General features: G+C 61.8%; 31 protein-coding genes and 1 pseudogene. 15 read left to right on the top strand and 17 right to left on the bottom strand.

Annotated features, from left to right (window positions below):
- Positions 1–177 precede the first annotated feature (177 nt).
- Together N878_RS24090 and N878_RS24085 are read right to left on the bottom strand one after the other, a co-directional pair.
- Positions 178–387 carry a 4-oxalocrotonate tautomerase family protein gene (locus N878_RS24090; RefSeq protein WP_003243425.1) on the bottom strand — a complete coding sequence of 70 codons (210 nt, stop codon included), beginning with the start codon at positions 385–387 and terminating at the stop codon, positions 178–180.
- 76 nt (positions 388–463) lie between these two features.
- Complete coding sequence (locus N878_RS24085) at positions 464–1,198, bottom strand: SDR family NAD(P)-dependent oxidoreductase (RefSeq protein WP_021446046.1); 735 nt, start codon at positions 1,196–1,198, stop codon at positions 464–466.
- Between the two features lie 144 nt (positions 1,199–1,342).
- On the opposite strand from N878_RS24085, the gene N878_RS24080 reads away from it, so the two are divergent.
- Together N878_RS24080 and N878_RS24075 are read left to right on the top strand one after the other, a co-directional pair.
- Entirely contained in the window at positions 1,343–2,257 is a 915-nt protein-coding gene (locus N878_RS24080; RefSeq protein ID WP_031304016.1) for a LysR family transcriptional regulator, read from the top strand.
- Between the two features lie 170 nt (positions 2,258–2,427).
- Positions 2,428–2,856, top strand: coding sequence for a cupin domain-containing protein (locus N878_RS24075; protein ID WP_021446044.1), 429 nt, complete (start codon positions 2,428–2,430; stop codon positions 2,854–2,856).
- 83 nt (positions 2,857–2,939) lie between these two features.
- Here the strand turns inward: N878_RS24075 and N878_RS24070 are convergent, their stop codons facing one another.
- Both N878_RS24070 and N878_RS24065 read right to left on the bottom strand, forming a co-directional pair.
- Positions 2,940–3,482 (bottom strand): thioredoxin family protein, encoded by a 543-nt coding sequence (locus tag N878_RS24070; RefSeq protein ID WP_232460336.1) that lies wholly within the window; start codon positions 3,480–3,482, stop codon positions 2,940–2,942.
- Positions 3,483–3,585: 103 nt separating this feature from the next.
- On the bottom strand, positions 3,586–4,005 hold the full coding sequence (locus N878_RS24065) for an Ohr family peroxiredoxin (protein WP_021446042.1): 420 nt from the start codon (positions 4,003–4,005) through the stop codon (positions 3,586–3,588).
- Positions 4,006–4,499: 494 nt separating this feature from the next.
- Here N878_RS24065 and N878_RS24060 point away from each other — a divergent pair, with 494 nt between their 5' ends.
- From N878_RS24060 to N878_RS24045, 4 genes are all read left to right on the top strand, one after another.
- Positions 4,500–4,979 (top strand): hypothetical protein, encoded by a 480-nt coding sequence (locus N878_RS24060; protein ID WP_021446041.1) that lies wholly within the window; start codon positions 4,500–4,502, stop codon positions 4,977–4,979.
- 61 nt (positions 4,980–5,040) lie between these two features.
- Positions 5,041–5,886: a DUF692 domain-containing protein gene (locus tag N878_RS24055; RefSeq protein WP_031304014.1), complete on the top strand. Its 846-nt coding sequence runs from the start codon at positions 5,041–5,043 to the stop codon at positions 5,884–5,886.
- Entirely contained in the window at positions 5,879–6,622 is a 744-nt protein-coding gene (locus N878_RS24050; RefSeq protein ID WP_031304012.1) for a DUF2063 domain-containing protein, read from the top strand. The genes N878_RS24055 and N878_RS24050 overlap by 8 nt, the downstream gene beginning before the upstream one ends.
- A 224-nt stretch (positions 6,623–6,846) precedes the next feature.
- A complete protein-coding gene (locus N878_RS24045) occupies positions 6,847–7,674 on the top strand; it encodes an AraC family transcriptional regulator (RefSeq protein ID WP_021446038.1) in 828 nt (275 codons plus the stop codon).
- A 114-nt stretch (positions 7,675–7,788) separates the two neighbouring features.
- Here N878_RS24045 and N878_RS24040 read toward each other — a convergent pair whose 3' ends face one another.
- A complete protein-coding gene (locus N878_RS24040; RefSeq protein ID WP_021446037.1) occupies positions 7,789–8,286 on the bottom strand; it encodes an Rrf2 family transcriptional regulator in 498 nt (165 codons plus the stop codon).
- Positions 8,287–8,614: 328 nt separating this feature from the next.
- On the opposite strand from N878_RS24040, the gene N878_RS24035 reads away from it, so the two are divergent.
- The 3 genes from N878_RS24035 to N878_RS28670 all read left to right on the top strand — a co-directional run bounded on the left by N878_RS24035 (position 8,615) and on the right by N878_RS28670 (position 10,838).
- A complete protein-coding gene (locus N878_RS24035) occupies positions 8,615–9,817 on the top strand; it encodes an NAD(P)/FAD-dependent oxidoreductase (RefSeq protein ID WP_021446036.1) in 1,203 nt (400 codons plus the stop codon).
- 374 nt (positions 9,818–10,191) lie between these two features.
- Positions 10,192–10,392, top strand: coding sequence for a hypothetical protein (locus N878_RS24030; protein ID WP_156350942.1), 201 nt, complete (start codon positions 10,192–10,194; stop codon positions 10,390–10,392).
- A gap of 56 nt (positions 10,393–10,448) precedes the next feature.
- The gene (locus tag N878_RS28670; RefSeq protein ID WP_147459024.1) at positions 10,449–10,838 is read left to right on the top strand and encodes a hypothetical protein; all 390 of its coding nucleotides are present in this window, start codon (positions 10,449–10,451) and stop codon (positions 10,836–10,838) included.
- A 311-nt stretch (positions 10,839–11,149) separates the two neighbouring features.
- On the opposite strand, the gene N878_RS24025 is transcribed toward N878_RS28670, so the two are convergent.
- The gene (locus N878_RS24025; protein WP_031304011.1) at positions 11,150–11,611 is read right to left on the bottom strand and encodes a DUF6130 family protein; all 462 of its coding nucleotides are present in this window, start codon (positions 11,609–11,611) and stop codon (positions 11,150–11,152) included.
- 207 nt (positions 11,612–11,818) lie between these two features.
- On the opposite strand from N878_RS24025, the pseudogene N878_RS27520 reads away from it, so the two are divergent.
- A pseudogene (locus N878_RS27520) lies at positions 11,819–12,190 on the top strand (transposase); the annotation flags it as partial.
- A gap of 236 nt (positions 12,191–12,426) precedes the next feature.
- On the opposite strand, the gene N878_RS30665 reads toward N878_RS27520, so the two are convergent.
- The 3 genes from N878_RS30665 to N878_RS24020 form a co-directional block, all read right to left on the bottom strand.
- Positions 12,427–12,555, bottom strand: a complete 129-nt coding sequence (locus N878_RS30665; protein ID WP_368664884.1) for a co-regulatory protein PtrA N-terminal domain-containing protein — start codon at positions 12,553–12,555, stop codon at positions 12,427–12,429.
- 132 nt (positions 12,556–12,687) lie between these two features.
- Positions 12,688–13,107 (bottom strand): cupin domain-containing protein, encoded by a 420-nt coding sequence (locus tag N878_RS27515; protein WP_082457939.1) that lies wholly within the window; start codon positions 13,105–13,107, stop codon positions 12,688–12,690.
- A 5-nt stretch (positions 13,108–13,112) separates the two neighbouring features.
- Positions 13,113–13,553 (bottom strand): carboxymuconolactone decarboxylase family protein, encoded by a 441-nt coding sequence (locus N878_RS24020; RefSeq protein WP_021446031.1) that lies wholly within the window; start codon positions 13,551–13,553, stop codon positions 13,113–13,115.
- Between the two features lie 74 nt (positions 13,554–13,627).
- On the opposite strand from N878_RS24020, the gene N878_RS24015 reads away from it, so the two are divergent.
- Positions 13,628–14,581 carry a LysR family transcriptional regulator gene (locus N878_RS24015; protein WP_256218131.1) on the top strand — a complete coding sequence of 318 codons (954 nt, stop codon included), beginning with the start codon at positions 13,628–13,630 and terminating at the stop codon, positions 14,579–14,581.
- Positions 14,582–14,780: 199 nt separating this feature from the next.
- Here the strand turns inward: N878_RS24015 and N878_RS24010 are convergent, their stop codons facing one another.
- From N878_RS24010 to N878_RS23995, 4 genes are all read right to left on the bottom strand, one after another.
- Entirely contained in the window at positions 14,781–15,281 is a 501-nt protein-coding gene (locus N878_RS24010) for a YkgB family protein (protein WP_021446029.1), read from the bottom strand.
- Positions 15,282–15,688: 407 nt separating this feature from the next.
- Positions 15,689–16,213, bottom strand: coding sequence for a DoxX family protein (locus tag N878_RS24005; RefSeq protein WP_021446028.1), 525 nt, complete (start codon positions 16,211–16,213; stop codon positions 15,689–15,691).
- A 122-nt stretch (positions 16,214–16,335) separates the two neighbouring features.
- Complete coding sequence (locus tag N878_RS24000; protein ID WP_021446027.1) at positions 16,336–17,634, bottom strand: ATP-binding protein; 1,299 nt, start codon at positions 17,632–17,634, stop codon at positions 16,336–16,338.
- The gene (locus tag N878_RS23995) at positions 17,631–18,371 is read right to left on the bottom strand and encodes a response regulator (protein ID WP_003243444.1); all 741 of its coding nucleotides are present in this window, start codon (positions 18,369–18,371) and stop codon (positions 17,631–17,633) included. The genes N878_RS24000 and N878_RS23995 overlap by 4 nt, the downstream gene beginning before the upstream one ends.
- Before the next feature lie 273 nt (positions 18,372–18,644).
- Here N878_RS23995 and N878_RS23990 point away from each other — a divergent pair, with 273 nt between their 5' ends.
- From N878_RS23990 to dinB, 4 genes are all read left to right on the top strand, one after another.
- Entirely contained in the window at positions 18,645–18,911 is a 267-nt protein-coding gene (locus N878_RS23990; RefSeq protein ID WP_021446026.1) for a DUF2790 domain-containing protein, read from the top strand.
- Between the two features lie 61 nt (positions 18,912–18,972).
- Positions 18,973–20,199 carry a cytochrome c biogenesis protein DipZ gene (locus N878_RS23985; protein WP_021446025.1) on the top strand — a complete coding sequence of 409 codons (1,227 nt, stop codon included), beginning with the start codon at positions 18,973–18,975 and terminating at the stop codon, positions 20,197–20,199.
- A 63-nt stretch (positions 20,200–20,262) separates the two neighbouring features.
- On the top strand, positions 20,263–21,384 hold the full coding sequence (locus tag N878_RS23980; RefSeq protein ID WP_021446024.1) for an AGE family epimerase/isomerase: 1,122 nt from the start codon (positions 20,263–20,265) through the stop codon (positions 21,382–21,384).
- 227 nt (positions 21,385–21,611) lie between these two features.
- A complete protein-coding gene (gene dinB, locus N878_RS23975; RefSeq protein ID WP_021446023.1) occupies positions 21,612–22,670 on the top strand; it encodes a DNA polymerase IV in 1,059 nt (352 codons plus the stop codon).
- Positions 22,671–22,731: 61 nt separating this feature from the next.
- On the opposite strand, the gene N878_RS23970 is transcribed toward dinB, so the two are convergent.
- The 4 genes from N878_RS23970 to N878_RS23955 all read right to left on the bottom strand — a co-directional run.
- Positions 22,732–23,130 (bottom strand): META domain-containing protein, encoded by a 399-nt coding sequence (locus N878_RS23970; RefSeq protein WP_021446022.1) that lies wholly within the window; start codon positions 23,128–23,130, stop codon positions 22,732–22,734.
- 4 nt (positions 23,131–23,134) lie between these two features.
- On the bottom strand, positions 23,135–23,566 hold the full coding sequence (locus N878_RS23965) for a hypothetical protein (protein WP_021446021.1): 432 nt from the start codon (positions 23,564–23,566) through the stop codon (positions 23,135–23,137).
- 27 nt (positions 23,567–23,593) lie between these two features.
- Positions 23,594–24,589 (bottom strand): 2-hydroxyacid dehydrogenase, encoded by a 996-nt coding sequence (locus N878_RS23960; protein WP_021446020.1) that lies wholly within the window; start codon positions 24,587–24,589, stop codon positions 23,594–23,596.
- A 9-nt stretch (positions 24,590–24,598) separates the two neighbouring features.
- Positions 24,599–25,763, bottom strand: a 1,165-nt coding sequence (locus N878_RS23955) for a response regulator (protein WP_021446019.1), incomplete at its 5' end; no start/stop codon positions are given.

Here is a 25,763-nt window from a genome sequence, read left to right as displayed (position 1 = left end):
GCAGTCCTGAAGGGGTCTGCGGTAATTTATATTATGGCAATAATATAAAATCAAATGCCGTCCATCATTTAATGGCTGGTGCAACCTCTCAGCATTCCTACGAGAGGCTCATACGGCACGGCCGGCTCAGGGGTACGAGAGGTGTGGGCCGGTCGAGCCGACCGACCCACAGGGGGGCTAGCTCTGGGGCGTCTTGCTGCGGTACTCGGTGGTGGTCATGCCGGCATAACCCCAGTTATCGGTGTCGACCTCCTCGATCACGATATGGGTAAGATCGGGACGCTTGTTGAGGACGCGTTCCAGAGTCTCGGTGATTTCCTTTATGACCTGGGCTTTCTGCTCGCGGGTGACGCCATCGCGAGTGATTCGAACGTTGACGAACGGCATGGTATTGCTCCTGCGTTGGGGTAGGACGGGGCGGTCTTCACCGCGGTGCGCTATCGATTCTGGCCGCGCTGGCCGACTACCACTTGCCGACGCTCATGCCGCCATCGACGGGCAGCACCACGCCGGTGGTGAAGTCCGCGTTGGCCAGATACAGCACGGCATCGGCGATTTCACTGACCTGACCGATGCGGCCGGCCGGCTGCAGACCGTTGAGGAGGTCGCGGGTCGCCGGATCGTGCATCGGGGTTTCGATGATCCCCGGGGCGACCGCGTTGACTTTGATGTTGTAGGGCGACAGTTCCAGGGCCAGTGCGCGGGTGGCCTGGTTCAACCCGCCCTTGATCAGCACCGGCAATGCCGCGGGAACCGCCAGGTTGGGTTGCAGCGCGACCGCCGCGGTGATGTTGATGATATGGCCCTGCTTGCGCTCGATCATATGGGCGGCGGCTACTTGCGAAGCGTAGATCACCCCCTTGAGATTGGTTTCCAGCAGGCTCTCGATATCCTCCGGGCTGTACTCGACGAAAGGCTTCGGCAGGAAGAAGCCGGCATTGTTGACCAGCACATCGACCTTGCCGAACACCTCGATGCCCACTTGGAATATACGCTTGGCGGTTTCCGGGTGGGCAATGTCGCCCGCCACGCCAATGAAGCTGTCCGGGTTGCCGAGCTCGGCGCGCGCCTCGGCCAGACGCGCCTCGGAGCGTGCATTGCCGACCACGTTGAAGCCGCTGGCGAGAAAGGCCTTGACCAGGCCAAAGCCGATACCGCTGGAAGCTCCGGTGATGACGACGGTTTTGTTGCTGCTCATGATGTTTCTCCTGAAGAGAGTGAAGGGCTCTTGCTCGGCGCCGAGCGGAATCTGCGATACGCCGTTGGGAGGGACTATATTTGTGCCTCCAATGCCGATAAATGGGGTTTGGAAAACTTCAGTTGATACATGGTGTAATTAATCATGCGCAGACAGTTCGACGATGTATTGCTGGGCAGCATCGAGCTTTTTTGCCTCGCGGCAGAGGAGGGTGGTTTCACCGCGGCCGCGCTCGTTGCGGGGGTAACCCCGGCAGCGGTCAGCCGCTCGGTCGGCCGTCTCGAGGAGCGCCTGGGGACGAAATTGTTCGTGCGCACCACGCGCAGCATCCGCCTGACCGAAGGTGGGCGCAGTTATTACGAACAGTGCCGGCAGGCCCTGACGCAGTTGGTGGATGCGGAGCGGGAGGTGATGGGCAAGCAGCAGGAACCTTCGGGTACCTTGCGCATCAGTCTACCCACCACTTACGGGCACCACCGGATTCTGCCGCTGCTGCCCGAGTTCCGGCGGCGCTACCCGAAGGTCCGGGTCGAGGCCCATCTGAGCAACCGCAATATCGATTTCGTCGGCGAAGGTTATGACATGGCCGTGCGTGTGCGGGCCCAGCCCGACTCGACCTTGATCGCCCGCCCGCTGGAAGATGCCCGTCTGCTGGTGGTGGCTGCCCCCGAATACTTGCAGCGGATCGGTACCCCGCTGGTGCTGGACGATCTGCAGCAGCACGAATGCATCCAGTTCGAACTGCCCAGCAGCGGACGACGGATCACCTGGCTATTCAGCGAAGGAGGCAAGGAGCGAGAGATGCTGACCGATGGCGGCTACCTCTGTTCCGATGACGTGCTCGGCGGCGTGACCCTGGCCAAGCATGGTGCGGGTCTGTTCCAGACCTATCGTTTCATCGTCGAGCGCGAACTGGCGGAGGGCTCGCTGGTGGAGGTGCTTCAGCCGTTTGCCGGGCGCTCGCGGCCTTTCACCCTGTTGTACCCGCAGCACAAGCACATGCCGCTGCGCCTGCGGGCGTTCGTGAACTTCATCATGGAGAAGCAGCAGGCCTGGTAGGCCGCTGTCGTTAGTGCGCGGGTAGAGGGTCGACTAGCCGACTGTACCCTGATGTATCCCAGGCCCTTGCGCACACGCAGGCATGCAAATCTGCACCCTTTCGACATACCGAGGCTACGGCGGTTGGTCAGAGTGGCGCCTCCCTCTGACTGCTCTGAAAGGAGACGACCATGCGTTATCCCCATCTACTCGCCGCCGCCGTGGCGCTTACCGCATTTGCCGGGCTTGCCCAGGCCGACCAGCACCAGACCGAAAGCGCTGCGAGCGCCAACTGGAAACAAGGTATCCAGCGCACGGATCTGACTCGCGATGATCTCGGCGACTCGGTTCACGAGGTGATTCAGGCACGGGTCGATTTCGACCCGGGTGTGGCATCGCCGAATCATTCCCATCCGGGGGTGGAGGTCGCTTACGTGATCGAAGGCACCTTCGAGTATCGGCTCAAGGGGCGGGCACCGGTGATTCTCAAGGCCGGCGAGTCCCTCTATATCCCGGCTGGCACGCCGCATATCGCCACCAATATCGGTGAGGACAAGGCCTCTGAGCTGGCGACTTACATCGTCAAGAAAGGCACGCCGCTGCTCGTTCTGGAGCAGTGATTCCTGCCCGGCGAACGGGCATGACATGAGACCGCCACAGGCGACGGGATGGTATATCCCGTCGCCCTGTTCCTATTTCCCTTTCAGTGGGTGGCCTGAAGCAGCTGCCGAATCTTGGTTTCGGTTTCGGCATAGGCACCTTCGCCGAAGTGCTGGTAGACAATGCGACCGCCCTGGTCGATCAGGTAGAGGGCCGGCCAGTAGCGGTTGCCGAAGGCGTTCCAGGTCCTGTAGCCATTGTCCTGGGCGACCGGATAGGTGATGCCGAGTCGATCTACCGCCTCATCGAGGTTGGCCGTTACCTTTTCATGTGCGTACTCGGGCGTGTGCACACCAATCACGACCAGCCCTTGATCGCGATAGCGTTCGTGCCATTGCTGCACATGGGGCAGGGTGCGCAGGCAGTTGATGCAGTCATAGGTCCAGAACTCGACGAGGACGACCCGCCCGCGCAATTGCTCCAAGGTCTGGGGCTCGCTGTTGATCCAGTGCGTGATCCCCCTGAGTTCAGGAACCGTGGGGGCGGGTGAGGCACTGCGTGGGTTGAGCGGGTCGTCCTGGGCGCCTGCGCTGCAGGCGGCAGTCATCAGGCAGGCCGCAAGTAGGCTGAAAAGAGGCTTGATCACGTTGGGGATCCTGTCGTGGAGAGGGCGCGCAAGGCGGCTGGTTGCAGGGGGAGAATGCCGACGCTGCCGTCCGCCGGCGGGCGGACAGCAGCGCATGCCGGGATCAGATCAGGTTGATTTCGACGTCTATGTTGCCGCGAGTGGCCTTGGAGTAAGGGCAGGTGCTGTGCGCGGTGTCGACCAGCGCTCGAGCGACTTCCGGATCCAGCCCGGGCAGGCTGACATTCAGCCGCGCCCGCAGGAAATAGGCGGTGCCTCCGGTGCCCAGGTCCACTTCCGCATCCACCGCCAGGCCGTCGGGGAGAGCAACCTTGAGCGCGGCAGCTGCCTTGCCGATGGCGCCGATGAAGCAGGCCGACCAGCCGGCTGCCAGCAGTTGCTCGGGATTGGTGCCGGGGGCGGACGAGCCGGGGGCGGACAGCTTGATGTCCAGCCTTCCATCCGAACTGCGCGACTCGCCGTTGCGGCCTCCGCGGGTGTGGGTCTTGCCGGTGTAAAGCACCTTCTCGATAGTGTTGATCATGGGGTGTACCTCGTTGATGGGGCTGCGCCATATCTCTTCATTGAGTATCTCGGGCGATGGCGTGAGCCCGAGGCGGCCCAGACTTCCATTCCCTTGTAAGGCGCATGTGTCCAGCCGCGGGCGCTGTGCAAGCCTGTGTAAGATTTCGCGCTGCAATACAGAGCGTTACAAAGCGCGGCCGTGCCTCCCCTAGAGGGGCCCGGCCAGTTCTGCCTTGTGAGGGGCAATGCGGCGTGTCCCGGCGCAGCGACCCTCGGCAAACCGCTCATTGAGGTATCTCTCTGTATCCGCGACCTGGGTATTGGGCGCAGGCATACAAAGGCGCCGGTCTGCCGATACTTCATGGATACATCGCCGGTGCCAAATGGCCAGGCCTGCAAGAGGCCTGCGCATCCCCGTCGAGTTTCGATCGGCGCGCCATCTGCCTCATGCCGGATTCAGCCCTTGTGGCATTACCCGCGCGGTCGACCGCGCTCAGCGTCCGGAGAAATCTTATGTCTCGTACCCACGTCACCAACAAGACCCGTCTCGGCCTCATCGCTGTTGCCCTGGCGGGCGGCATGAGCCTGGCCCAGGCCTCCTTTGCCGTGGAGGCATTGCCTCAGGGTTACCAACTGGCTTCCGCCGAGAAGGCTGGCGAAGGCAAGTGCGGGGAGGGCAAATGTGGTGAAGGCAAATGCGGCACCAGCGAGGCCGGCGCCAAGGTCAGCCAGGCCGAAGGCAAGTGCGGTGAGGGCAAGTGCGGCGACGAGTCCTTCGCCCGCACCGATAGCGACGACGACCACCTGGTGTCGCTCGCAGAGTTTCTGGCCGTAGCCCCGACCCGTCAGGTCGAGTTCGACGAGATGGACACCAACGGCGACGGCTACCTGTCCGAGGCCGAGGTCTACAAGTATCGCAGCAATCAGTACACCTCCAACGGTAAGCCAGTACCCACGGAATTGTTCACCCGCATGAGCCAGGCCAAGGACTGATCCGAAGCCCTCCCGGTGCCCATGCGCGGGAGGGCGTCACCCTATCTGGAGAGCCATCGTGATGCCCTTATCAGCCTTGAATGGCGCCGGCCTTGGTCTGCGCCGCGCCTTGCTACCCGAGTTTCGTCTCATGGCGGACAGCGCCGTGGACTTTCTCGAATGTGCACCCGACAACTGGATTGGTGTGGGGGGCGCTTATGGCGAGCAATTGGCGCGGCTTGCCGAGCGCTTTCCGATTACCTGCCACGGCCTGTCGTTGTCCTTGGGCGGACCGGCCCCTCTCGACCGGGAGTTGCTGCAACGCACCCGTCTGTTTCTCGATCATCATCGCGTTGCGCTGTACAGCGAACACCTGAGCTACTGCTCCGATGACGGCCAGCTCTACGATCTGCTGCCGCTGCCTTTCACCGACGAGTCGGTGCGGCATGTCGCCTCGCGTATTCGCCAGGTTCAGGACATGCTGGGACGCCGCATCGCGGTGGAGAACATCTCCTACTACGCCGCGCCCTATCAGGCGCTGAGCGAGATCGACTTCCTCAAGGCGGTGCTGGATGAGGCGGATTGCGACCTGCTGCTGGACGTCAACAACCTCTTCGTCAATTCGATCAACCATGGTTACGACGCAGCTGGTTACCTGGCCGCGATTCCACCGCAGCGAGTGGTCTACTTGCATGTGGCCGGCCACTATGACGAGGCCGAGGATCTCAAGATCGATACCCACGGCGCCGCGGTGAAGGACGGCGTCTGGAACCTGCTGGCGCAGGCCTATGGGCGTTTCGGTGCCTTGCCGACGCTGCTGGAGCGCGACTTCAACTTCCCGCCGCTGAGCGAGTTGCTGGGGGAGGTGGAGAGGATTCGCGCGTTTCAGCATAAAAGCCGACGGCTTCAGGAGGTGCGCCGTGCCTGAGACTCTGCACGAGCAACTGATGACGCTGGCGCGCCATGTCCGTGATCCGCGGCAGCCGGCGCCTCCAGGTATCGAGGCACGCCGTCTGGCCATCTATCGCCAGCTGTTCATCGGCAACCTCGACTCCCTGCTCGGTGGTGGCTTCCCGGTGATTCGCGCCACGCTTGCACCTGCGCAGTGGCAAGCCTTGGTCCACGCCTTCTACGCCGACTACCGCTGTCAGACGCCACTGTTCACCGAGCTGGCGAAGGAATTCGTCGGTTACCTGGAGGAGGGGGCTGGCGATGCTCTGGGCCTGCCGTCCTGGCTGGCGGAGCTGGCCCACTACGAATGGACGGAAAGCGCGCTGCTGCTGAGCGCCAGCTGCGAGCCGGCCCATGATCCAGAGGGCGATCTGCTCGAGGGCGTGCCGCTGCTGTCGACCTTGGCCTGGCCCTTGGCCTACCGCTGGCCGGTTTGCGATATCGGTCCGAATCACCTTCCGACATCTGCATCGAGCGAGCCCACGCTGATCCTGGTACAGCGTCGAACGGACCAGCGAGTGCATTTCTCCCGCCTTGCGCCGCTGGCGTATGCCTTGCTCACCTTGCTGCAGGCGCGAGAGTGCAGTGGCCGCGAGCATCTAGCCGCACTGGCCGAAGCCGTGGGCGTCTCCATCGATGAGATCCTCCCTCAGGGGCAGGCTCTGCTCGAATGCCTGCGTGTGCAGGGCGTGGTGCTGGGTATCCGAGCCTAGCGCCATGCGTGCTCGCTGACGGACCAGGGGCGGCCTGACGCCCTCGTTTGGAGGTGCGGACAATTGCTGTCGTCCCTGACATTGACGATTGGCTGACCTGAAAATTTCGCCGGCCGGGGTAGTTGCTGAGGGCGCGCTTGACCAAGACCTGGGCAGGATCATGCTTGGACCCAAACTGCTGGTGATAGGATACTGATCGTCCGCATGCTTCCATAGGGCCCGATATGGATCGTTTGTCCACCCTGTTGTCGCAGTTCGGCGTCCGCGCAAGGCTGTTTCATAATGGCAGACTGTGCGGCGTGGCGACGTACGATGGCATCGAGCCGCATGGCCACTTTCATCTCTTGCAGGCTGGCAGCGTCACTTTAAAGCGCCCCGATGGGGGGGATCTGCTGCTCAGCCGGCCCAGCCTGATTTTTCTGCCGCGCCCCAGTCGGCATAAGTTGATCGCCGACGAACCCACGGGCGCCCAGCTCGTGTGCGCTTCAATGGAATTCGATGGCGGTGCCAGCAACCCGTTATCTGCGTCGTTACCCGATCTTTTGGTGTTGCCTCTCGACGAGCTGCCGCTGCTGGCCGACACATTGAGGTGGTTGTTCGCGGAGGCGGCTGCCGGACACTGTGGCAGGGAGGCCGTGCTTGATCGCCTATTCGAGCTGCTGATCATCTTGCTGCTGCGGCATCTCCTCGATCAGCGTGCGCTGAACAGCGGAATGATGGCGGGATTGTCCGACTCGCGCCTGGCGCGCTCTCTGGTACAGATGCACAACGCACCTCAGCGCTCCTGGTCGGTTGCTGAGCTGGCTAGCGAGTCGAACATGTCGCGCGCCGCCTATGCTGCTCATTTCCACTCCGTCGTAGGGCAGACGCCAGCAGATTATCTGCTGAGTTGGCGCATCAGCGTCGCGCAGAAGCATCTGCGCGAAGGGCGACCGATATCAATTGTCGCCGACGAGGTCGGTTATGAAAGCCCATCAGCTCTGGCTCGGGCGTTTCGCCGCAAGACTGGGCAAAGCCCCCGAGACTGGATGAAATCCCTGGGGCGCACTTGAAGGTTGGGGGAAAACGGGGCTGAACCAGAGCCAGGGCTTGTAAGTGCAAGGCTAGGCCCTGTTCTGGAGGCCGACTCCCACAAAGTAACGGCTGACCGGCGTTCTCAGGGCAGGTCAGTTCATCCACTTCAGCACCTGTTCGCCATACTCTGGCGGCGTTTTGCGCGCAACCCGGCGAACGATATCCAAGATGGTCTGCTGAGCGAGCGCTTCCTCCATCCGCTGCTGGGCCTGAAGCATGACCGCATGGATGCTGCAAGGACCAGCGCTCTCCCAATCTGGTTCCGGGCAGCCGGTCTGGAACACCGCGCAGCGTTGGCGCACGTTGCGGCACTCGAAGATTTCCTTGTCGCCGTCGATTGCCCGAACGATGTCCAGCACCGTGATCTCGTCGGCAGGGCGAGCCAAGCGGAAGCCGCCACGCACTCCTTCGGTCGCAACCACCAGATTAGCCTTGGCCAGACGAGTGAACACTTTGGCCAGCAACTCCGGCGGAACGCCTTGCAGCTCTGCCAGCGATCGCACGCTGGCCTCGCGCCCATCGCCTTTCTCGTCAGTCAAAAAAAGCAGGCAGTGAATCCCGTATTCCACGCCTGCACTGTACAAAGCCATGCGATAACTCCGCCTTCAGTGATCGTATTTCTAATGAGGATTTCTAAGGGAATTCCACGGGCGTCAGCGTCAAGCATGCTCGCCAGCGGGCTTCCTTCTATTCAGATTATGCCTTAAGCCCAGACAAACCAAGCGCGTGAAGGTGGATGCCTGATAACGGCGACGAACGGTGCACTGTTCAGGAGAGAAAAGCTTGCTCGATCTAACTACGACTCATATAGTCGTAGTTATCGGCCCGCCCTGGAAACGATGAACGCCTTTCCGGCATTGCTGCAGCCGGGTGCGCTGATCCTGATTGATCACCCTATTTCGACTTCTGGAGATTCACATGAAGCAACGCATACTCATCATCGGTGCCGGTTTTGGTGGCATGTGGAGTGCGCTCAGCGCCACTCGTCTGCTGGACAAACACAACCGTAATGACGTCGAAGTCCTGGTCCTTGCGCCGCAGGCCGAACTCCATGTCCGTCCACGCTTCTACGAGCCGGATGTGCATCGCATGGTTGCCCCCCTCAACAAACTGTTCGACGCTGTGGGCGTGACTTTCGTTAAGGGCATGGCCGAGCATATCGACGTAGAGCGCCAGGTGGTCAGCTACCGCGACGCCCAGGGCAAGGCTGCGGAGCTGGCGTATGACCGGATAGTCCTCGCCTCCGGTAGCAAGGTGGTGCGCCCGGCGCTAGCCGGTATTGAGCATGCCTTCGACGTGGATCAGTTGGACGAGGCGGTGCGCCTTGAGCGGCATATATCGTCCCTGGGCGCACGGCCCGATTCGCCCAGCCGCAATACCGTTGTAGTTGCAGGTGGTGGCTTCACCGGTATCGAGACCGCTGCCGAAATGCCCGCCCGGCTTCGCGCCGCCCTGGGCGAGAACGCCAATATCCGGGTCATCGTTGTCGATCGCGGGCGCGAGATCGGCGCAGCGTTGGGTGAGGGACCGCGTTCCGCCATTGTCTCCGCAAGTGAGGAGCTGGGCTTGGAGTGGCGTCTGAACAGCCTTGTCGCTGCTGTAGATGAGCGCGGTGTGATTCTGGCCGACGGCGAGCGCATCGACGCAGATACCGTGATCTGGACCGTCGGAGTGCGTGCGAGTTCTCTGACCGAACAGATCCCTGGCGAGCGCGACGACTACGGCCGCCTGTACGTGGACGACAACCTCCAGGTTCCGGGTCAGAAGGACGTGTTCGCAACTGGCGACGTGGCCAATGCGGCTACGGACGGAAACGGCAACCGCTCCCTCATGTCTTGCCAGCATGCAATTGCTCTCGGCCGTTCGGCTGGCAACAACGCTGCGGCCAGCCTCCTGGGCGTACAGCCAACTACATATCGCCAAGCCAAGTACGTGACCTGCCTGGATTTGGGAGCCTGGGGCGCTGTATTCACCGAGGGCTGGGACCGACAGGTGCAAATGGTGCGAGATGAAGCCAAGTCGCTCAAGCAGCAGATCAATAGCGTCTGGATTTATCCGCCGGCTGCTGATCGGAGCGCTGCACTTGCCGCAGCCGATCCACTGATTCCGGTCGTTGCCTAATCCCGCAGTTACCGCAACGCCCAGGGCCGTGCAGTGAAATTTCACGGTCCTGGGCAAAAGAGCGCTGAGGCAATCAATATGAACCTGCTCCTTCAGATCACTACACGTCCTCAAGCCCAACCACACATCGAGTGCTACCTGCGCGAATGGTTGCCCGGAGTAAAGTGGACTCTGATACGTCAGACCGAAGACGGCCGCTCGTGGTTGCTCACGCTTTTGGCGAGTTCGTGCAGTGACCCTATTGAAAAAACGGTGCGTGCACTAACGCTCAGTAACTGGGTGATTGCGATGGCCTTCTTCTCTTCGCACGAGCAGCCCTTGCCAATGTGCAAAGGCTAGCTTTTGTTAAGGCTGACGTTGAAAGGTGGTGAAAGATGAAATCGATGAAAGGGATCGCCATTGTCATTGTTCTTCTTAGCCCGGCCATATCTGGCCTGGAGAGCGAGAACAGAAGTTGGTCTACGCAAGGCAATGACGTTGATGGCTTGCATTCGACCTGCACTGATCAGTCGGGTCATGACGTTAAGCTGTCAATTTACGGCGGCGATCAGTGTCTGGCTTTAATGCTGATCTGAAGCGAGATTTTACTTTCACTGTGTACGATAAGCGTTTATGGTCGGAGTGCATAATTATGACCGTCAAGAATGTTGTGCGACACGAGTATTCAGTTGTGCTCAAGGGACTGAGTGCTGCGTTTCTGCCGACCCTGTTGCTGGTTGGCTGCGCACAGAGTCCCGACATCAGATTGGGCCATGATAGTTATTCGGGAACAACTCTAAAACATGATGTCGAATTTTTCGACTGCATAAAGGCGGATGTTCATAAGGGCGAAGAGACATTTGTCGTCAAGGATAATGAGACGTCGATGCTCTTTGTCGGAAAGCCCGATCCCGTCCAAGCTTCAGGTCTTGTTGAGTTATCCGGTTCGCCAGGCGATAGAAGTTACTCGGTATACCAGAGGCATGCCTGGTATGACCATGGGCGCTTGATCAAGGCGGCCGTTCTGTGTGCCAAGGTCTAAGGTATTAGCCAGGCAACTCAAAATGGGGCGGCCGGGAAGCTTGAACACATCTCTACCGGCAGGGGGCGCCCCGATATCCTATCGCGATTCCCGTGTTACCGACGAGCGCCCCGAGGCCGGCAGATCAGCGCAACGACCTGAATGCGGTGCGCGCTTCGAAGCTGAACGGATCCAGCTCTTCTCAGATGGAGAAGTGACCGCCTTTTTCTACGCGCTTGAAGTAGGCAAGATCGAGGTAGTCCAAAGTTCTTAACTACCTGTCCCTCAGTTCCCGGACAGACCAGTACCTCACGCGGAGGACTTTGCCCTGGTTAGTTCATGGCAGGCTCCATAGGCCGCTGCTGCGGAACCGTGAAAATAACTTCCGTACTGGTGAGGATCTTGTGAGTCGGGTCGGCCACATCGAGCAGCATCCTGTGGGTGCCGGGCTTCAGCCCGACAACAATGATCGGGTCGCCGCTGGTATGCGCCCAGGTACCTGGGGAGCCGTCCAAGGTCACGTGCAGGTGTCCTAGGCGCGGCGACACATCGGCTGCCTCCTTGCCGAACACCGGCATGATGCGAATGTTTTCCGCCCGGTACTGGACTATGACTACCCCGCGAGCCAGAGGCTCGGCAAGCGGAGGGTAAGCAATCAGCTTTGGCGCAGCTTCTGATTGCAGCGGAAGTATGGCGGGAGGTTGACTTACGTCATTGGCACTTTGTGAGTTGGCTGTAACACAAAAAAGAGCGCTTACCGCGAACGCGGATAGACCTCGAAGAGAGAGTGGCATGGTGTACTCCTCGCTCGCAGGATTATTAAGAGATGAAGCTGCCTGGGCATCTCACCAGTGCAGAGCCGGCCACGTCGAAGTCTCCGATGCCTAAAGCAATTATATCGGGCTTCGACCACAGTGCTTTCCAATCAGGTGTGGCGACATCACTTATGCCTGGGCGCAAGGTCGTTGGCATTAACTGGTCGTGGTGCCGATACCCCTTAGGTCGAAAAGCTCCTGCATGGTGAGGAGAACGTGGTCTGTGGCGATGCCCGCTCCACTGGGGTGGAGAAACGTCCCGAGCATGCAGGGCGCGAGGTCATCCGGCTGATCGTGGCATGGCGCAGCACCTACAAGCAGTTAAGTCAGCGCAGTGGCCCATACAATGTCAGGCGCGAAATCGAGTAGGTCGAGGCACAGGTGCGGGCCGGCGTCGAACACCCGTTCCGGCTGATCAAGCGGCAGTTTGGCCGCGTGAAGGTGCGCTTCCGGGGACTGACCAAGAACACCGCACAACCGGTCACACTGTTCGTCCTGTCGATCCTATGTACGGCCCGTCGGCAATTGCTTGCCGATGCAGGTGCGGTACGTCTGTAAAACGCAAAAACCGGTCAAAGCCGGGTTTCTGCTGCAATCTGTTGCCGAGGGCCGGGCAAAAAGCGATTTAGTCGCCGATAGGCTGCCCGTGGCTGACTTGTGCGGAGTTTCCCTAGCAACCCGCAGAATTACTGAGGGACTTTCACCCAAGGCGGATTCTTGGGTGCAGCGACTTATGTATGCGGGGAGCCGTCCTTGGCATCACATCCAGCTTGGATGTAGCCGACTACCAAATATCATTTACTGGTAGTCCCACCATGCCGAGTCTCGATTCTTTCAATAAGTCGGTCACTTCCACCTTCGGCGAGAACAGCACCGGAAGCTCCTACAAGAGCACAGATAATGAGGGTTTTGAGAATTTTCATCAGGATCTCCAAAAGCAAACTTAAGTTATAAGCTGGTAGTGGTTTTTAATGTCAGGAGTACGGTTGCCAATCAACTGCTCCGCACTCGTTGAATGCGCCCGGCGCTGGGCGCAATTGAGCACATGCTGAGCGTTACTTCTTCAGTGTGACGGGCTGGACGAGTTCCTTTTTACCGTCGGACAGCAGCCACGCCACTAGGGATGCTGGCTCGGAGTTACTTGCATTGCGGGACACCCGATGCAGTTGTCTTGGGCTTTCATACCAGGCTTCACCGGCCTTGAACCGTTGAGGGGGGTATCCGTCAACGGCCGATTCAATCTCTCCGCTCAGGACCACGACGAACACGTGTCCAGGGTGCCGGTGAGCTGTAGAAGTAGCACCTGGTGCGTAATCGACACGAACCGCCGTCGCATGCTTAAAAACGTGGGGAGGAACAACGGCTTGCGCAATCGGAGTGACGGTTTCTCCTTCACTACCGGTACCGTGGGCCATAACACCGGAACTCAGTAGCCCGGCGGCCGTGAAAAAAATTGCTTTGACATACATGTTCATCGAGTTCACTCCGGCTGCATTCCAAAACCAACGCCAAAACGGTTCCAGGCATTAATGCCGGCGATCACGAACGTCAGCTCAGCCAGCTCTTGAGCGCTGAAGTGGGCTGCTACTTCTTGGTAGATTTCATCCGGCGCGTGCTGGCTCGCTACCAGCGTTAGTGTCTCGGTCCACAGCAGAGCAGCACGCTCTTGCTCGGTGAAGAAGGGCGTTTCCTTCCATACACTCACGGCCATCAAGCGACGAAGGCTTTCGCCTGCTTTCACGGCGTCAGTGGTATGCATGTCTATGCAATAGGCGCAGCCGTTGATCTGAGAGGCGCGGATTCGAACAAGTTCACGCAACGGTCCGGGCAGCACCGATTCCGAAGCGACTTTCTCGAGGCCAAGCATCGCCTTCATCGCTTGAGGCGCTGCTTGGTAGTAGTTGAGGCGTTTTGAGCTCATATTTTTCTCCACAGGACCGACGGAATTCGGCCTTGGAGAAACTTTATTGATCACAATGTCTCGGATAAACTGGCTTGACTCGTTTTCACTGGACGGAAATACGAACAATCATGGCCTTTGACCGATTAGAGGCAATGCGTGCGTTCTGCCGCATCGTTGAAGTGGGGAGTTTTACTTCGGCGGCAGCAGTGCTGAACGTGGCGAAAACGACAATTTCCGGGCAGATTCAAGCACTTGAATCACAGCTAGGAGTGAAACTGCTGCATCGGACCACTAGACGAGTTTCTCCGACCACGGATGGCACCGCCTACTATGAGCGTGCACGTTTGCTACTGGATGATCTCGACGAACTGGAGGCTTCTGTTGCGCAGAGCCGTAGCGTTGTTCGTGGCCGGGTGAAGGTTGAAATGCCCTCGCCAGTCGGTATTTGTCTGGTTATCCCATCGCTCCCGGAGTTCACCGCGCGACATCCGCAGATTCAACTGGATATCGGCTGCAGCGAGCGCGTAGTTGACCTCGTGCACGAAGGCATCGATTGCGCTTTTCGAGGTGGTACGGTCGCCGATCAGGATCTGGTGAGCCGTCCGGTGGGGCTGATGAGGTTTTGCCTCTGCGCCTCACCCGCCTATTTGCTCGATTCCATGCCGATATTGAAGCCAGACGATTTGCTTGTGCATCGTTACCTCGGGTTCACCTTTCCCGCCTCAGGCAGGCAGCTTACCCCTGTACTTCATCGTGGCGATGAGCACTTTGTGATCGAACAGCTACCGGTGATGCGTTTCAACAATGGCAGTGCTTATATCACTGCTGGGCTAGCCGGGCTCGGCATTGTCTCGGTTCCGCGCGCCGAGGCAAACCCACATCTTCAATCGGGAGGTTTGGTTGAGGTGTTGCCAGGGTGGGAGCTGGATAGCATGCCGATCAACCTCGTGTATCCGTACACGCGGCACTTATCTGCAAAGGTTCGGGCCTTCACAGAATGGGCGGCGGCTTTGATGAATGGCCATCCACTCTGGACAATCAACTAGCAGCTCAGCGTTCAGAATAAGCGGTGGCGGAACCAATCCCCGGCACGCTGTAGAGTATTAAATCGCCGCCACGAGGTACTCGCGGCGGCTAGGCAGCAGCAGGCGGATGATGATGGGAGTGCGTGGGGCGCTGTAGGGGCAGACGTGCGCCTGACGCCCCCGACAACTTCAGTCCGTACCTAGAGCAATAGCCGGCCGCTCAAGAGGCCTCCAATTCGCTTAGAGAATGTCCGGCCACGAATACCGAGGCGGCAAGCAGGCCAAGGTCCTTAAGGAGGAACTGGCCCGGGGCGACGGTGATGGCCGGAAAACCGAGGCCGGCCTCAATCACCCCCGGTGTCGAGAACATAAGGCTCAAGGTCGTAAGAAACAGCCCGGCAGACAGCGCGCCACCAATCAGCGAGAGCTTTGGTGAGAGCAGGCGCCCCGCAATAAGAACGGCGATCGAGATCTCGAGGACGCCGAGCAGGCGAGAAAAAGTGTCGACGCTGAAAATCGCATAGGTCCATCCCAGGATGGGGCTGTTGCCCACCAGCGGAACCAGCCCCTCGGCCTCATAGTGCGTGAACTTCATGCCGCCGAACCAGAGGTAGATGACCGCAAGGGCGAAATAGGTGCCGTAGACCCCAATCGCCATGGTTTTGTTACCAATCGATAGTTGTTCGGATGAACTGCTTTGATACTGAGTGTTGATTTTCATCGTGTAGGTTTCCTGTAACTGGGTGAACGTTCGTTATTAACGGGCTCGATCAAGCGGCCATAAAAGGACCATCCAGGTGGTGATTCGTGATGGCATTAAGGTTGAGGCTGTTTAGGCAGCCGATAGATGATCGACTAATAAACCCGACGTACCGCACATTGGGTGCGTTGGCAGTGTTGCTTGATACGTCGTGCTCTTGGGGGCCAAGCGTCTAGAGTTCGATGCAGATCGTCTAAACACCCCTGAGCTTCTTGAGAGGGGGCGGTGTTCTCGTTCCCTAAAGAGAGCTGCTGCAGTTGCGTTACCACCAGGCGGTTCGCAACGGCAGTTTCAGGTGCAAGGGGCGGTGCCAGGTACCAACGCAAAATGCCCGCACACTTCAGGTGGCGGGCATTCTCGCTTGTGGGTCAGCGTCTGTTGCGTAGCAGTTCATCCAGGCTGAAGCGGCCTGCGCCCTTGAGGAAAAGCGGTAAGAGGGCGACCAGATAGATCAGCGGCAGCTTGTAGTTGCCGAACCCCTTGTCGCTGATGGAGTAGCCCATAAGCAGTTCGGACAGGCTGGACCACTGCGCCGGCCAGTGCACCGCTGCGATGGCGACCAGGGTCAGCATCATCAGCACCACCGACGCGAGGCGGGTCCCCAAGCCAAGCAGAAGGAGCAGGGGCGCGATCAGTTCGATCCACATCGACAGCTGCCAGTTCAGCTCGGCTGGAAATGCGCTGAAGGGAAAGGGAAAGGCCGATTGGATATGGCCGAACCAGTTCTGACCGTTCCACTTCTCCAGGCCGGCTTCGAAGAACTCCCAGGCCAGAAATAGACGCAGTGGCAGGTCGGCGCTCCAGGCGCCGTAACGGTCGATCCTGGCGAAAACCCTCTCGAGCGGGGAGAAGAGAGAGCTACCGGGGCTTGCAGAGGAGGGTATACGACTCATGGTGAGGGCCTTGGCATGGGTGCGGCCGGCGGAATGCCGTCGCCAGGCGGCCTATGCTCACCGGGCGGCTTGTCCCGGATATGTCCGTCAGGAGGCGTGCTGTATCGCTCTGTATCCCTGGCTCAGGGCGTTACATTCAGCTCCAGCTGTGCGCAAAGCCCTCCACTTTCGCGGTTGCTCAGGCTCAGGCGGGCGCCCAGGGACTCGCTCAACTGCAGCGCGATGGCCAGTCCAAGGCCGGTGCCGCCGGTGCTGCGGTTACGCGAACTTTCCACCCGGTAGAAGGGTTTGAAGACCTCTTGCAGCTCCGCCTCGTCGATGCCCGGGCCATCGTCCAGCACTTGCAGGCACACATGGCCCTCGCTGTCGGCTCGCACCTGCAGCTGGGCGCTGCCGGCGAACTTGAGGGCATTGTCGAGCAGGTTGCTCAATACCCGCCGCAAGGCGTAGGGCCGGGTTTCCAGGAGCGCACCGCTGTACCCGTGGAGGCTGACGGCCTGGCCGCTATCCTGATAGTCGAGTACCAGGCTGTCGAGAAAGGCGTCCAGATCCACCCGGCACGGCGCTTCGCGGCTCCCCTCCATGCTGCGGGCATAGGCCACGCCCTCGCGAACCAGGTGCTGCATCTCGTTGAGATCGCTCCACATGGACTCCCGTTCCGCCGAGTCCGGCATCTGTTCGACCCGCAGCTTCATGCGTGTGATCGGGGTCTGCAGGTCATGGGAAATGGCCGCCAGCAGCTGCATGCGCTCCTTCAGGTAGGCGGCGATGCGGCCTTGCAGGGTGTTGACCGCGCGTGCCGCATGGGCGACTTCCCGTGGGCCGCTCTCGTCCAGCGGTGCGGGCGGGGCGTCCGGGTCGAGCTGCTCGACGGTGTCGGCCAGCTGCGTCAGCGGGCGAATCGCCATGCGTACGGCGACCCAGGTGCACAGCAGCAGTAAGGCCAGTTGCAGGACGAGCACCAACGGCAGCCACTGTGCGACCGGGATGGGAGCCGGCGTCACATCGAGAGTCAGCGGGCTGCCGTCGCTCAATTGCAGATGGACCTGAAAGTGCGGCCGCGGTCCGTCGATGGTTTCGAAACGCAGGGCGTAACGCCGGCCAATCGCCTGTTCGATCGAGGCAGCGGCCATGTGGGGTTCGGCCATGTCCATGGGGCGCCCTGGCAGCCCCTCATCGAGGCGATAGCGATAGTTGCGCCGTTCCAGCAAGGGCAGCCACTCGGCGCGTTCTGCCGCCGGCAGACGATCGATCAGGGCGACGGCAGTGCTCACGTCCAGCTCCAGGTTGCCCAGCATCACGTCGCGGCCGGTCTGATAGCGCTCGTAGAACTGGGAGGTGAAGGACAAGCCGTAGGCCAGCACCAGACCGCAGAGAAAGAGCAGCGTCAGCCGCGCCGCCAGGCTGCGTGGGCCGATCACGCGGGGGACTCGAGCAGTTGCACCGGCAAGGAGAAGACGTAGCCCTCGCTGCGCACGGTCTTGATGTACATCGGCTCGCGCGCGTCGTCCCGCAGACGCTGGCGCAGGCGGCTGACCAGCAGGTCGATGGAACGGTCGAAGATGTCGGCCTCGCGCCCCTGGGTCAGATTCAGCAGCTGTTCGCGGCTCAATACCCGCTGCGGATGGTCGAGGAACACTCGCAGCAGGCGGTATTCGGCACCGCTGAGGGCGATCAGGGTGTCCGAGGCGTCCAGCAGGTGCCGCGCACTGGTATCCAGGCGCCACTGGCCGAAGCCGATCAATCGGCTGCTTTCGCTGATCTGCAGGTTCGGCGGCAACATGCGCGCGCGGCGCAGCACGGCATTGATCCGGGCCAACAGCTCGCGAGCGGAAAAGGGCTTGGTCAGGTAGTCGTCGGCTCCCATCTCCAGTCCGACGATGCGGTCCGTTTCCTCGTTGCGCGCGGTCAGCATCAACACCGGCGTGGTTTTGTGCCGGCCCACGCGCAACTCCCGGCACAGCCGCAGACCGTCGTCACCGGGCATCATGATGTCGAGCACGATGAGGTCGACCGTATTGCCCTCGAGAAAGGCTCGCATCTGCCTGCCATCGGCGGCCAGGCTGACACGCAGGCCGTTCTTCTTCAGGTAGTTGCCGACCAGCTCGCGGATCTCGCGGTCATCGTCAACTATCAGGATGTGATCGACATGCTCCATGGGCGCTCCTCTTCGTCGTTGCGCGCTTGAGTTTATCGCCGCCGACGGCAGTTGCCCGCCGCCCTTTGTATTGCAGTGTATCCGACCTCCCTTCCGCTACTTGAGCATGCACCGCCGGCCTCGAGTATCCACATGTATCAGAACGCGCCAGCGATACCTGATGCGGCACAAGAGGCTGATCGCCGACATATCGACGATACCGCCCAGCACTCTAATGAGCACCAGGTGGATGCACCGACGTGTCCACCATCAGTCTCAAGTGAGGATGCCTTTATGAAACTCAGTGCTCGCGGCGCCACCTATCTCCTGGCAGCGGCTTTCTCCTTTGGCAGCCTGGCAGTGCAGGCCGACGAGTCCATTCCGGTGGAGCGCTACCGCTACGGCGCGCAGTTGGATGTGCAGAAGGTCCTGGCGTTACATGAAGAGCCGTCTGCGGATTGCCAGGTGGTAAGCGCGCGCATGGACTACCTGGACTCGATGGACCAGAAACGCAGCCTCGAGTATCGGAAACTCTCCAGCAGCTGTTCTGAAGGCAACTGACCTCGGGCGACCGGCTTGCTCAGCCATTGCCGATGATCTTCTTTGTGTCCACGAGGTGCCTATGTTGCTCGTAGCCTTTCTTGGTGGGGTGCTGACCCTGCTCAGCCCCTGCATTCTTCCGGTGCTGCCATTGCTCCTGTCTCGCGCCGGAGGGCCGATCTGGGCACCCATGCTGACCCTGCTCGGCATGGCCACCGGGTTCGCCGTGCTGGCCAGCCTGGCAGTCGTTTCCAGCGACTGGGTGATAGGGGCCAGTCAATGGGGGCGCTATTTCGCCCTGGGTCTACTGGCCGCCTCGGCGCTGGCGCTGCTATCGACGCGCGTCGGCAACTGGCTATCTCGGCCCTGGTTATGGCTGGGCAACCGGCTGCACGGCGATGCCCGGCGCCTATCACCGGGGTTATCCGCTTGGCTGCTTGGCTGCGCCGCCGGCTTGCTCTGGGCCCCCTGTGCAGGTCCCATCCTGGGGCTGATTCTTTCGGGCGCCATGCTCGAAGGTCCGAGTGCCTCGACCAGCCTATTGCTGCTCAGCTTCGGGCTCGGCAATGCCGTGGCGTTGGCGGGAGTGATCTGCCTCGGGCGAGGCCTGTTCCAGCGTGCTCGCCTATCGTTGCGCTGGATCGAATGGTTGCGGCGCGGTGCCGGGATTGTTGCCCTGCTGGCGGTCATCGGTATCGCCAGCGGCGCCAGCGGCCAATTGGCCAGCTTCGGCTCCTCCACTTGGGCATTCAAGCTCGAGAGTCAGGTGCTGGAGGAGGTGCCGGCATTGCTCGATCAACTGTCCAGCAATGCTCCCGCAGGCGTTCCCGTACTGTCCGACCTGGGGCCGGCACCGACCCTGGCCGGCGCCACGCAGTGGCTCAACGGCCCCGCCCTGGACCTGTCTGACCTGCGCGGCAAGGTGGTGCTGGTGGATTTCTGGACCTACGACTGCATCAACTGTCGCAACAGCTTGCCTTATGTCAATCAATGGGCGCAGCGCTACGCCGACCAGGGCTTTGTAGTGATAGGGGTGCACACGCCCGAATATGCCTATGAGCGGATAGTCGACAACGTGCGCCAAGCCACCAAACGTCTGGGTATTCAGCATCCTGTGGCGATCGATAACCAGTACCGAGTGTGGAATGCGTTCAACAATCACTACTGGCCGGCGCACTACTTCATCGACGCCAGTGGTCGTATTCGCTACCTGCATATAGGAGAGGGCGGGTATGAAATGCAGGAAGAGGTTATCCAGCAACTGCTGCAGGAGCGGGATGAGCTGCCGCCAGAGCAGAATCCAGCCTAGCCAGTCTGCCCACGCCGGATCGGATTGCTCGTCTCTCGCGCCACCAACCAAAGCAGGTACTCCATGCGTTCGACACCACCGCTCGCTCTTGCCACCGGCATCGCCGCGCTTGATCGCCATTACCGGGACACTATCGTGTCGTTGTGGCGATCAACCGGCTGGAACATGGCCCTGAACCTGCCTTATGAGGCGCTGAGTGGTGCCACGGGGCTGCCTCTGCAAGTCGAACGCTACCGAGCCATGGCGTGTGCGCGGCAATTGCTGGTGTTTTCCCAGGCAGGCCTGCCTGGCAGTGCTGCTGCGGCCCATGCCGATCGATTGTTTCTCTCGTTGCAAGACTATTTCGGCGATGGCAAGGGAAGCTGGATCCATAGCGTTGACGCGGCTGGGCAGCCCTCTGACAGCACACGCGATCTCTATACCTACGCGTTCGTGACCTATGCCTGTGCCGAATACTACAAACGAGGTGGCGGTGAAGCCGCCTTGGGGCTCATGAAGCAAACGATCGAGCTGATCGAGAAGCGCTTTGCGGACGGAAACGGCCTGTACGTCTCGGCCTTAGGTGAGGACTACGCCGATATCGGTGCCGGGACTTTGCAGAATCCGATCATGCATTTGACCGAGGCGTATCTGGCGGCCTACGACATTGCAGGCGATGACTGGTACAAACGACGCCTGCGAGAAATAGGCAGGGCGGTGCAGGCGCGATTCGTCGATCCGGTCAACGGCTGCGTGGCGGAACTGCCAATGGGGGAGGCGGGAAACCGCATTGAACCGGGCCATCAGTTCGAGTGGTTTTCCCTGGTCATAGGGGCACCTGCGGTTTTTGCCGGCTTGGAGCTACATGCCGGATTGCACCGTGCCTTCGATTTCGCATATCGGCACGGCGTGATGCAAGCCAACCTTGGCGTGGCGGCCGCGATAGCGGCGGACGGTACCCTACTGGACGACAGGCAGCGTATATGGGCGCAGACGGAGTTCGCCCGCGCGCTTGCGGTGGAGGGGAGCATCCGCTCCCTGGAGATACTGACGCAGTGGGCAAGGCACTATCGCGAACGTTTCCTGCATTCAGGCGGGTGGCATGAAGTCCTGGGGGCCACCGACGAACTGCTGCGGCAAGACATGCCTTCAACCACGCCCTATCACCTGCAAAGCGCCTATGTGGCGCTACGCGCACTGGTGTAGGACGCTGTTTGCCAGCGATGCCGTGCTTGGCCTGTTGCTTCACTCCCAGAGATCGCTATTCTGGCCAGCCCAGGCTGACAAGTAGCTTTGTTCTGCCACCCGTTCTTCGGTTGATCAATGGCTCTGGCGTCGTCCGAGCCAGAGAATCCAGCCGAGAAAACAGAGGGTATTAAAGCGGCTATCGGATGGCGTTCTCCTTTGGTTTTTACAAGTAAAATCAATAGCTTATGAATCAAAGGAAAATCATCCACATCGACTGCGACTGCTTCTATGCCGCCATCGAGATGCGCGACGACCCGAGCCTGGCCAATCGGCCGCTGGCGGTGGGCGGCTCAGCCGAACGGCGCGGGGTGATCGCCACCTGCAACTACGAGGCGCGTGCCTACGGCGTGCGCTCGGCGATGTCGTCGCGGCATGCGCTGAAGCTGTGCCCGGACCTGTTGATCGTCAAGCCGCGCTTCGAGGCGTACCGCGCCGCGTCGCGGGAGATTCACGGCATCTTTCGCCAGTTCACCGACCTGATCGAGCCGCTGTCGCTGGACGAGGCCTACCTCGACGTCAGCGACTCGGCGCATTTCGCCGGCAGCGCCACCCGTATCGCCCAGGAAATTCGCCGGCGCGTGGCGCAGGAGCTGCACATCACGGTGTCGGCCGGAGTGGCGCCGAACAAGTTCCTGGCCAAGATCGCCAGCGACTGGCGCAAGCCCAACGGGCTGTTCGTCATCACGCCCGACCAGGTCGAGGATTTCGTCGCGGCGCTGCCGGTAAGCAAGCTGCACGGCGTCGGCAAGGTCACCGCGGACAAGCTGGCGCGCCTGGGGATTCGCACCTGCCTGGATCTGCGCGACTGGAACAAGCTGGCGCTGGTGCGCGAGTTCGGCAGTTTCGGCGAGCGCCTGTGGCGCCTGGCCCACGGCATCGACGAACGTGCGGTGCAGGTGGACAGCCGCCGTCAGTCGCTCAGTGTCGAGCACACCTATGACCAGGATCTGCCCGACCTGGACAGCTGCCTGGCAAAGCTGCCGGCGCTGCTGGAGGAGATGAACGGGCGCCTGCAGCGGCTGGATGCCAGCTACCGACCGGACAAACCCTTCGTCAAGGTCAAGTTCCACGACTTCACCCAGACCACCCTGGAGCAGGCCGGCGCCAGCCGCGATCTAGACAGCTATCGACAGCTGCTGAGCAATGCCTTCGCCCGCGGCGGCAAGCCGGTGCGTCTGCTCGGGGTCGGGGTGCGCTTGCACGATCTGCGCGGGCGGCAGGAGCAGCTGGAGCTGTTCGCGTAGCTCGGATGCAATCCGGGAGTTCCTTGGGGCAACCGCCCCGGATTGCATCCGGGCTATGCCGTCATTCCGCCCAGAGACGAATCGGCTTGCCGCTGGCCGGCCACAGCTGCAGTTGGCCGATGGCGTTGAAATCCCAACGCTGCACCTGGCCGATGGCGTCGAGGAAGCGCTGTTCCTGTTCCATCAGCGCGGGGGCGCACAGCTTGCGGGTGCTGCCGGGGCGCTCGAAGGCGAGTGCATTGCCCTGCAGCTGATAGCCGGCGAACCAGTGGTTGCAGCCGGCATGGCCGTGGGCGCGGCCGTCGGCGGCGAAGGTGATGGTCAGGTGGCTGCGGTCGATCAGCGGGCGTTCGCTGATCCACTCCACCTGGTAGCTGCGCTCGGTCTCCAGTTGCGGCGCGTCGCTGGCGCAGCCGCCCAGGGCGGCTGCGAGCAGGGCGAGGGGCAGGGCGCGGGGCATGGTTTCAGTCCTCCTGACAGGTGGGGCACAGGTGCTGGCCATCAAGCTTGCGCCAGCCCAGTTCGGCGATACGGGCCTCGGCGGCCGGCGCCTGGGCGGCCTTGCCCTGGGCGGCGTCGACGGCGAATTCGAAGTCCAGTTGCTTGCCACAGCCGTCGCAGTTCACCTGCCAGTTGTGGATGGCCAGCTCCTTGAACTGCGGGCCCTTGCACACTGCCAGCCACTGGCCGGGCGGGTTGATCAGGTGACGGACCTTTTCCACCTCCAGGCGCATATGCAGGTCGCGGCTGCCTTTGAGGGTGACCAGCAGGCTGTCGCCGGCCTGGATCGAGCCGCCGTTGCCGGTGACCTGATAGCGGCCCGGCGCCAGGGCGCGGCACTCGGTGAGGGTGTGCTGGGGGGTGAGCAGGGAATAACGGAAATCGTGTTCGGCCATGGGTCCTCCGGATCAGCCGGCATGCTATCACGCGCCGGCCCTGACCTCATTGCACGGGCGGCCGGCGGCCCAGGCGGCGATATTGTCCAGGGTGGTGCGGGCGATGGCGGCCAGCGCCTCCTGGGTGAGGAAGGCCTGGTGGGCGGTGACGATGACGTTGGGGAAGGTCAGCAGGCGCGCCAGCACGTCGTCCTGCAGCGGCAGGTCGGAGCGGTCCTCGAAGAACAGCTCGGACTCTTCCTCGTAGACGTCCAGGCCCAGGTAGCCGAGCTGACCGCTCTTCAGCGCGCCGATCAGCGCCGGGGTGTCGACCAGGGCGCCGCGGCCGGTGTTGATCAGCATGGCGCCGCGCTTCATCTGCGCCAGGCGCGCGGCATCGATCAGGTGATGGCTGCTGGCGGTCAGCGGGCAGTGCAGGCTGAGGATGTCGCTCTGGCTTATAACCTCGTCGAGCGGCGCCTGGCGCGCGCCGATGGCATCGAGGCCGGTCACCGGCAAGGGGTCGTCGATCAGCACCCGGCAGCCGAAGCCGGCCATGATGCGGGCGAAGCTCAGGCCGATCTTGCCGGCGCCGATCACGCCGACGGTCTTGCCGTGCAGGTCGAAACCGGTCAGCCCGTGCAGGGAAAAATCGCCCTCGCGGGTGCGATTGAAGGCGCGGTGGATGCGCCGATTCAGCGCCAGGATCAACGCCACCGCATGCTCGGCCACCGCATGCGGCGAGTAGGCCGGCACCCGCACCACGCGCAACCCCAGGCGTTCGGCGGCCTTGAGATCGACATGGTTGTAGCCGGCCGAGCGCAGGGCGATCAGCCGCGTGCCGGCGGCGGCCAGGTGCTGCAGCACCGGCGCCGACAGCTCGTCGTTGATAAAGGCGCAGACCACCTCGCAGCCGCTTGCCAGTGCCGCGCTGGCTGCGGTCAGGCGCGCCTCGTGGAACTGCAGCTGCCAGCCATCCGGGCGCGCGGCGGCGAGGAAGCTGTCGCGGTCGTAGGTCTTGCTGCTGAACAGACAGATGCGCATGCGGGCTCCTCAGGCGCTTTGCGCGGCGATCTCGGTCAGCCGGGCGATCGCCGCATCCAGTTCGTCGAGGGCGCGCTGGGCGCCCGGGTCGTCCTGCTTGAGCAGGGTTTCGCTGCGCTGGCAGGCGGCGCGCAGCTGCGGCACGCCGCAGTAGCGGGTGGCGCCGTGCAGGCGGTGGACCCGCTCGATCAGCGCGCTGCGCTCGCCGGCTTCGCGGGCCTGGCGGATGGCCTGGCGGTCGCCGGGCAGCCCGGCCAGCAGCATGTTCAGCATGTCGGCGGCGAGGTCGGCCTTGCCGGCGGCCAGGCGCAGGCCTTCCTCGGCGTCGAGCACCTGCGGCTGCGCCGAGGTGACGGGTGCCTCGAGGGGTTTCGCCGCGGGCTGGTTGCGCAGGCTCAGGCCGGTCCACTTGAGCACCACCTGGGCCAGCTGACGTTCGCTGATCGGCTTGGTCAGGTAGTCGTCCAGGCCGCTTTGCAGCAGGATGCGCTTCTCGTTGGCCAGGGCGTGGGCGGTCAGCGCGACGATGGGGGTGGCGCTGCGGCCCTGTTCGCTTTCCCACTGACGGATCGCCTCGGTAGCCTGGCGGCCGTCCATGCCGGGCATCTGCACGTCCATGAACACCAGGTCGAAACTGCCGCGTTGCACCGCCTCGATGGCGGCATAGCCGCTGTCCACCGCGCTGACCTGGGCACCCAGATCGTCGAGCAGGGTCTGCACCAGCAGCAGGTTGGCCGGGTTGTCGTCGACGCAGAGGATCTGCGGGCGACGGCTGCTGGCCAGGTTCGCGGGCTCGCTGACTGGGCGTTGCGGGCAGGCCAGCTCGATCAGCGCCTTGTGCAGCTTGCGCGTGCACGGCGGCTTGGCCTGCAGCTGGGTGTAGGCATCGGGCAGCGATTCGTGGAACAGCCCCAGCTCGGTGGTGGGGCACAGCACCAGGGCCTTGCAGCCGAGACGGTCGAGGTCCCAGATGCGCTGGCCGAGGGCATCGGCCGGCAGTTGGGCGGCGGTGATGCCGAGCACCGCCAGGCTCAGCGGGCGTTCGCGCTGCTGCTGGCTGGCCACGGCGTCGAGCAGCTGGCCCAGGTCGGCGAAGCTTTCCACCTCCAGGCCGCAGTCTTCCAGCTGATGGGCCAGGGCCTGGCGCGCCAGTTCGTGGCTTTCCAGCACCGCC

Origin of the sequence: Pseudomonas sp. EGD-AK9, assembly GCF_000465935.2 — a bacterium.
In the GTDB taxonomy this organism is placed as follows: Bacteria; Pseudomonadota; Gammaproteobacteria; order Pseudomonadales; family Pseudomonadaceae; genus Aquipseudomonas.
Note: the sequence above shows the minus strand (reverse complement) of the source record. Positions and strands in the feature narration are given on the sequence as shown.

Coding starts and splice junctions, on each gene's coding strand:
- N878_RS23985 (WP_021446025.1), top strand. CDS start 18,973: ATGTTGCTCGTAGCCTTTCTTGGTGGGGTGCTGACCCTGCTCAGCCCC.
- N878_RS24045 (WP_021446038.1), top strand. CDS start 6,847: ATGGATCGTTTGTCCACCCTGTTGTCGCAGTTCGGCGTCCGCGCAAGG.
- N878_RS23965 (WP_021446021.1), bottom strand. CDS start 23,566: ATGGCCGAACACGATTTCCGTTATTCCCTGCTCACCCCCCAGCACACC.
- N878_RS24085 (WP_021446046.1), bottom strand. CDS start 1,198: ATGAGCAGCAACAAAACCGTCGTCATCACCGGAGCTTCCAGCGGTATC.
- N878_RS24065 (WP_021446042.1), bottom strand. CDS start 4,005: ATGATCAACACTATCGAGAAGGTGCTTTACACCGGCAAGACCCACACC.
- dinB (WP_021446023.1), top strand. CDS start 21,612: ATGAATCAAAGGAAAATCATCCACATCGACTGCGACTGCTTCTATGCC.
- N878_RS24080 (WP_031304016.1), top strand. CDS start 1,343: ATGCGCAGACAGTTCGACGATGTATTGCTGGGCAGCATCGAGCTTTTT.
- N878_RS27515 (WP_082457939.1), bottom strand. CDS start 13,107: ATGAACATGTATGTCAAAGCAATTTTTTTCACGGCCGCCGGGCTACTG.
- N878_RS24060 (WP_021446041.1), top strand. CDS start 4,500: ATGTCTCGTACCCACGTCACCAACAAGACCCGTCTCGGCCTCATCGCT.
- N878_RS24010 (WP_021446029.1), bottom strand. CDS start 15,281: ATGAAAATCAACACTCAGTATCAAAGCAGTTCATCCGAACAACTATCG.
- N878_RS24090 (WP_003243425.1), bottom strand. CDS start 387: ATGCCGTTCGTCAACGTTCGAATCACTCGCGATGGCGTCACCCGCGAG.
- N878_RS24020 (WP_021446031.1), bottom strand. CDS start 13,553: ATGAGCTCAAAACGCCTCAACTACTACCAAGCAGCGCCTCAAGCGATG.
- N878_RS23960 (WP_021446020.1), bottom strand. CDS start 24,589: ATGCGCATCTGTCTGTTCAGCAGCAAGACCTACGACCGCGACAGCTTC.
- N878_RS23990 (WP_021446026.1), top strand. CDS start 18,645: ATGAAACTCAGTGCTCGCGGCGCCACCTATCTCCTGGCAGCGGCTTTC.
- N878_RS23970 (WP_021446022.1), bottom strand. CDS start 23,130: ATGCCCCGCGCCCTGCCCCTCGCCCTGCTCGCAGCCGCCCTGGGCGGC.
- N878_RS23995 (WP_003243444.1), bottom strand. CDS start 18,371: ATGGAGCATGTCGATCACATCCTGATAGTTGACGATGACCGCGAGATC.
- N878_RS24055 (WP_031304014.1), top strand. CDS start 5,041: ATGCCCTTATCAGCCTTGAATGGCGCCGGCCTTGGTCTGCGCCGCGCC.
- N878_RS23980 (WP_021446024.1), top strand. CDS start 20,263: ATGCGTTCGACACCACCGCTCGCTCTTGCCACCGGCATCGCCGCGCTT.
- N878_RS24025 (WP_031304011.1), bottom strand. CDS start 11,611: ATGCCACTCTCTCTTCGAGGTCTATCCGCGTTCGCGGTAAGCGCTCTT.
- N878_RS28670 (WP_147459024.1), top strand. CDS start 10,449: ATGACCGTCAAGAATGTTGTGCGACACGAGTATTCAGTTGTGCTCAAG.
- N878_RS24030 (WP_156350942.1), top strand. CDS start 10,192: ATGAAATCGATGAAAGGGATCGCCATTGTCATTGTTCTTCTTAGCCCG.
- N878_RS24040 (WP_021446037.1), bottom strand. CDS start 8,286: ATGGCTTTGTACAGTGCAGGCGTGGAATACGGGATTCACTGCCTGCTT.
- N878_RS24075 (WP_021446044.1), top strand. CDS start 2,428: ATGCGTTATCCCCATCTACTCGCCGCCGCCGTGGCGCTTACCGCATTT.
- N878_RS24035 (WP_021446036.1), top strand. CDS start 8,615: ATGAAGCAACGCATACTCATCATCGGTGCCGGTTTTGGTGGCATGTGG.
- N878_RS24005 (WP_021446028.1), bottom strand. CDS start 16,213: ATGAGTCGTATACCCTCCTCTGCAAGCCCCGGTAGCTCTCTCTTCTCC.
- N878_RS30665 (WP_368664884.1), bottom strand. CDS start 12,555: ATGAAAATTCTCAAAACCCTCATTATCTGTGCTCTTGTAGGAGCTTCC.